The 5,162-nt window shown below is 65.3% G+C and carries 3 protein-coding genes; all 3 read right to left on the bottom strand.

All coding sequences use genetic code 11. The annotated features are described in order from the left end of the window. Positions 1-3,125 (bottom strand): efflux RND transporter permease subunit (locus M2320_RS22985; protein WP_264599291.1); only part of this gene is annotated, 3,125 nt, incomplete at its 3' end. Positions 3,126-3,145: 20 nt separating this feature from the next. Continuing rightward, the gene (locus tag M2320_RS22980) at positions 3,146-4,297 is read right to left on the bottom strand and encodes an efflux RND transporter periplasmic adaptor subunit (protein WP_264599290.1); all 1,152 of its coding nucleotides are present in this window, start codon (positions 4,295-4,297) and stop codon (positions 3,146-3,148) included. 27 nt (positions 4,298-4,324) lie between these two features. Then, entirely contained in the window at positions 4,325-5,077 is a 753-nt protein-coding gene (locus M2320_RS22975) for an SDR family NAD(P)-dependent oxidoreductase (RefSeq protein ID WP_264599289.1), read from the bottom strand. Positions 5,078-5,162 lie beyond the last annotated feature (85 nt).

Genomic DNA, 5,162 nt, shown 5'->3' with positions numbered 1-5,162 from the left:
AGCCGCGCCTCCAGGCTCCGGACCAGGACGTAGAACACCGGTGTGAGGAACAGGCCGAACAGGGTCACGCCCAGCATGCCGAAGAACACCGCCACGCCCATGGCGTGGCGCATTTCCGCGCCGGCGCCGGAGGACAGGACCAAGGGGACCACGCCCATGATGAAGGCCATAGACGTCATCAGGATCGGGCGCAGGCGCAGGCGCGCCGCTTCGACCGCGGCCGCGACGGTGGCGCGCCCCTGAATCTCCAGTTCGCGCGCGAATTCCACGATCAGGATCGCGTTCTTGCAGGCCAGCCCGATCAGCACGAAGAAGCTGATCTGCGTGAACAGATTGTTCTCGCCGCCGGTGAGCCACACCCCGGCCAAGGCCGCCAGCAGCGACATGGGCACGATCAGGATGATGGCGAAGGGCAGGAACAGGCTCTCATATTGCGCCGCCAGCACGAGGAAGACCAGCAGCACGCAAATCGGGAACACCAGCAGCGCGGTATTGCCGGACAGGATTTCCTGATAGGTCAGTTCGGTCCATTCATAATCCATGCCCTTCGGCAGCGTTTCCCCGAGAATCCTGGCGATTGCGGCCTGCGCCTGTCCGGTCGAAAAACCCGGCGCGGGCGCGCCGTTGAGGTCGGCGGAGCGGAAGGCGTTGTAACGCATGGCGTTGTCCGGACCTGTGGTCTCGCTGACCCGCACCACGGCGCCGAGCGGAACCATTTCGCCGTCAACATTCTTCGTCTTCAGCTTGAGAATGTCCTCGGGCCGCGAGCGATATTGCCGGTCGGCCTGCGCCGTCACCTGGTAGGTGCGGCCGAATTTGTTGAAGTCGTTCACATAGAGTGAGCCGAGATAAATCTGCATGGCGTCGAAGGCGTCCTGCGCGTCCACGCCCAATTGCATCGCTCTGGTGCGATCAAGGTCGGCGAACAGTTGCGGCGTGCTGATATTGTAGCTCGAGAACACGCGCGACAGCGCCGGCTCTTTCGCGCTTTTCGCCAGCACGGATTGCAGCGCCGCATTAAGCGCTTCATAGCCCTGGTCGGTGCGGTCCTCGATCTGCAATTTGAACCCGGCGATCGTGCCCAAGCCCTGCACCGGCGGCGGCGGGAAAATCGCGATCATAGCGTCGGAAACGCCGGCGTATTTCGCCTGCAGTTTTTGCGCGACCGCGAAGCCGGACAGCGCAGCGGACTTGCGCGCCTCGAAGGGTTTGAGCGTGACGAAGACAATGCCTTCGGATGGGCTGTTGATGAAACCGTTGATCGACAGGCCGGGGAAAGCCACGGCGCTCTCGACGCCCGGCTCCTTCAGCGCGATCTCCGACATGTCGCGGATGACCTTTTCCGTGCGCTCCAGCGTCGCGCCGTCGGGCAGTTTGGCGAAGCTCACCAGATATTGCTTGTCCTGCAAGGGCACGAAGCCGTGGGGGACGCGGTCAAAAATCAGCGCGGTCGAGCCGAGCAGCAGGGCGTAGACCAGCAGCGCCGCCGATTTGTGGCCGAGCAGGCCGCGCACGCCCTGGCCATAGCTCTGCGAGCCCGCGTAAAAAACCTTGTTGAAACGGGTGAAGAACCAGCCGAATGCGCCATCCATCGCCCGCGTCAGCCCGTCCTTGGGCGCGTCATGGCCGCGCAGCAGGACAGCGGACAGCGCTGGGGAGAGGGTCAGCGAATTGAAGGCCGAGATGAGGGTGGAGAAGACAATGGTCAGGGCGAACTGCCGGTAGAACTCGCCCGTCAAACCGCTGATGAAGGCGATGGGAATGAACACCGCGCACAGCACCAGGGCGATGGCGATGATGGGGCCGGTGACCTCCGACATGGCCTTGAGCGTCGCCTCGCGCGGCGACAGCCCGGTCTCGATGTTGCGCTCGACATTCTCGACCACGACGATGGCGTCGTCGACGACAATGCCGATGGCGAGCACCAGGCCGAACAGCGACAAGGCGTTGATGGAAAAGCCCGCCGCCAGCATGATGGCGAATGTGCCGACGATCGAGACGGGCACGGCGAGCAAGGGAATAATGGAGGCGCGCCAGGTCTGCAGGAACAGGATCACCACCAGCACCACCAGCGCCACCGCCTCCAGCAGCGTATGCACCACCGCCTCGATCGAGCCGCGCACGAAAATGGTGGGATCGTAGACGATGCTGTAATCAAGCCCTTCGGGAAAATTCTTCTTGAGCTGCTCCATGGTGGCGCGGACGCGGTCGGAAATTTCGATGGCGTTCGAGCCCGGCGACTGGAACACGGGAATGGCGACGGCGGGCTGGTTGTCGAGCAGCGAGCGCAAGCCATATTCCGAAGCGTCGATCTCGACCCGCGCCACGTCGCGCAGACGCGTCACCACGCCGCCCTCACGCTTGATGATGATGTCAGCGAACGCCTCCTCGCTGGTCAGGCGCCCCTGCGCGTTGACCGGCAATTGCACCTCCACGCCCTTGCCATAGGGCGGACCGCCGATCACGCCCGCGGCGACCTGGACGTTCTGGCGGCGGATGGCGGCGACCACCTCGTTGGCGGTCATGCCGCGCTCGGCCACCTTGTCCGGGTTGAGCCAGATCCGCATGGCGTAATCGCCCGAGCCGAACAGCTGCACGCTGCCGATGCCGGGGATTTTCGCCAGCTGGTCTTTCACGTTGAGCCGGGCGTAATTGCGCAGATAGAGCATGTCATAGCGCGCGTCCGGCGATTTCAGATGCACGACCATGGTGAGATCGGGCGAGCTCTTGGTCGTGGTCACGCCGAGCTGCCGCGTCACCTCCGGCAGGCGCGGCAAAGCCTGATTGACGCGGTTCTGCACGAGCTGCGTGGCGAGGTCGGGATTGGAGCCGAGCCGGAAGGTGATGGTGAGCGTCAGCGTCCCGTCGCTTGCGGCCTGCGAGAACATGTAAAGCATGTTCTCGACGCCATTGATCTGTTCTTCCAAAGGCATGGCCACGGTCTCGGCGATCACCTTGGGATTGGCGCCGGGAAATTGCGCCTTCACCACCACCGAGGGCGGCACGACCTCGGGATATTCCGAGATCGGCAGCCGCACCATGGCGATCAGCCCCGCGAGGAAGATCACCACGGAGATGACGCCGGCGAAAACGGGCCGATCGACGAAGAACCGGGACAGGGACATGGACGCTCTCTCCAAACAGCTCAGTGGACGGCGGCTTCGCGGGTGTGGACGCGCGTGTCGGGGCGCACATGCTGCAAACCATCGACGATCACGCGGTCGCCGGGCGCGAGGCCGGCGCGCACGATGCGGCGGCCGTCGTCGACCTGCGGACCCAGGCTGACTTCGCGATAGGCGACCTTGTCGTCCGCGCCGACCACGTAGACGAATTTCTTGCTCTGGTCGTTGCCGACGGCGCGCTCGGAGACCAGCACGGCGCGCTGCTCCGCGCCGCCGCCCAGGCGCACCGAGACGAACATGCCGGGGACGAGCGCGCCGTCACCGTTGGCGAAGCGGGCGCGGGCGCGGATCGCGCCGGTTCCCGTGTTGATGCGATTGTCGAAGCTGGAGAGCAGGCCGGCGATGGGATGACCCTCGTCGCCCTGAAGGGAGACTTCTACGGGGATCGCCTTTTCCGTCTCCGCGCTTTTCGCCGAGGCGCGGATGATTTTCAGATAGGTCTGCTCGTCCACGTCGAAATCGACATAGACGCCGTTCTGCGACACAACCGACGTGAGCAGCGGCGCATTGGCGCCGGACTGCACGAGATTGCCGAGGGTGATTTCCGCGCGGCTGATGCGGCCCGAAATCGGCGCCTTGACATAAGCGCGGTCGAGGTCGATCCGCGCCTGCCGCAACGCCGCTTCCGCCGCCTTGATGTCGGCCTCCGCGACCCGCAGGGCGTTGGCGCGCGCATCGAAATCGCGCTGCGTCAGGGTCTGGGCGCCGATCAGGCTTTTCGCCCGCTCCAGATCCTTGCGGCTGTATTCCGCCCTTGCGGTCGCCGAGGCGAGATTGGCCTCGGCGCGCGCCGCCGCCGCCTCATAGGGCTGCGGATCGATCACCATCAGCACCTGCCCCGCCTGAACCATCTGGCCGTCGGTGAAGCGGATGTCGACGATCTTGCCGCTGACCTCCGGGCGGATTTCGGCGAAATCGACGGCGCGGGCGCGGCCGGAGAACGACGACCAGACGCGGATGTCGCGTGCGGCCAGCGTCTCCACGCTCACTGGAACGGCGGCCGGCGGCGGCTTGACGTCGGCGCGCGGCGCTTGCGTCCCAAGCGCCAGCGGGCCGAGGGCGCCCGCGCCGGCCAGCGCCGCAATGATGAGAAGCTTGTGTGTCGAAAGGGGCATGGCGCGTCTTCCAAAGGGGGCGGCGGCTCAGCGCAGGCCGCCGGTGACGTGAAGGGTTTCGCCGGTGACGTAAGCCGACGCGTCGGAGGCGAGGAACAGCACCGGACGGGCGATTTCCTCGACTTTTCCGACACGGCCCATCGGCGTGACGGATTCGATCCAGCCGCGCATGTCGCCCTGGTCGAAGCCGGCGGTCTTGACGCCTTCGGTGACGATCATGCCGGGGTTGACGGCGTTGACGCGGATGTTGCGCGACGCCAGCTCCTTGGCCAGCACCGCGGTGACGGCGTCCACCGAAGCTTTGGTCGCGGAATAAACCGCCGAGTTCGGGGGCAGGATGGTCGAGACGCCCGAACTGATGTTGACGACGCTGCCGCCCTCGGGACGGAAATGCCGCGCCGCCTCCTGGGTGGTCAGCAGCAGGCCGAGCACATTGAGGTTGAACTGCTTGTGGAAATGGTCGGGCGTGATCTGGTCGAGCGGCGCGAATTCGTAGACGCCGGCATTGTTGACGAGAATGTCGATGGCGCCGAACGCCTCGACCGCCAGGGTGACGAGCTTCTTCGCCCCTTCGGGCGCGCCGAGGTCGGCCTGGACGGCGGCCGCCTTGCCGCCGCCGGCGACGATGTCGGCCACCACCTTTTCGGCCCCGGCGCGATCGGAGCTGTAGTTCACCGTGACGCTTGCGCCCTGCGCCGCGAGGGTGCGGGCGATTTCGGCCCCAATGCCTTTTGAGGCGCCGGTGACAATGGCGTGCTTGCCTGCGAGCGTAAGGGTCATGTGCGGCTCCATTGAATGAGTTGACCGGTCAGTCTAGTCTTAAGTCCGAAAAAAGCCGCGTGAAAGCGACTTTTGCTGTTCGGCG

It is taken from the genome of Rhodoblastus acidophilus, from assembly GCF_025961575.1.
Lineage (GTDB): Bacteria > Pseudomonadota > Alphaproteobacteria > Rhizobiales > Beijerinckiaceae > Rhodoblastus > Rhodoblastus acidophilus_C.
This window is presented reverse-complemented; position numbering and strand designations above follow the sequence as displayed.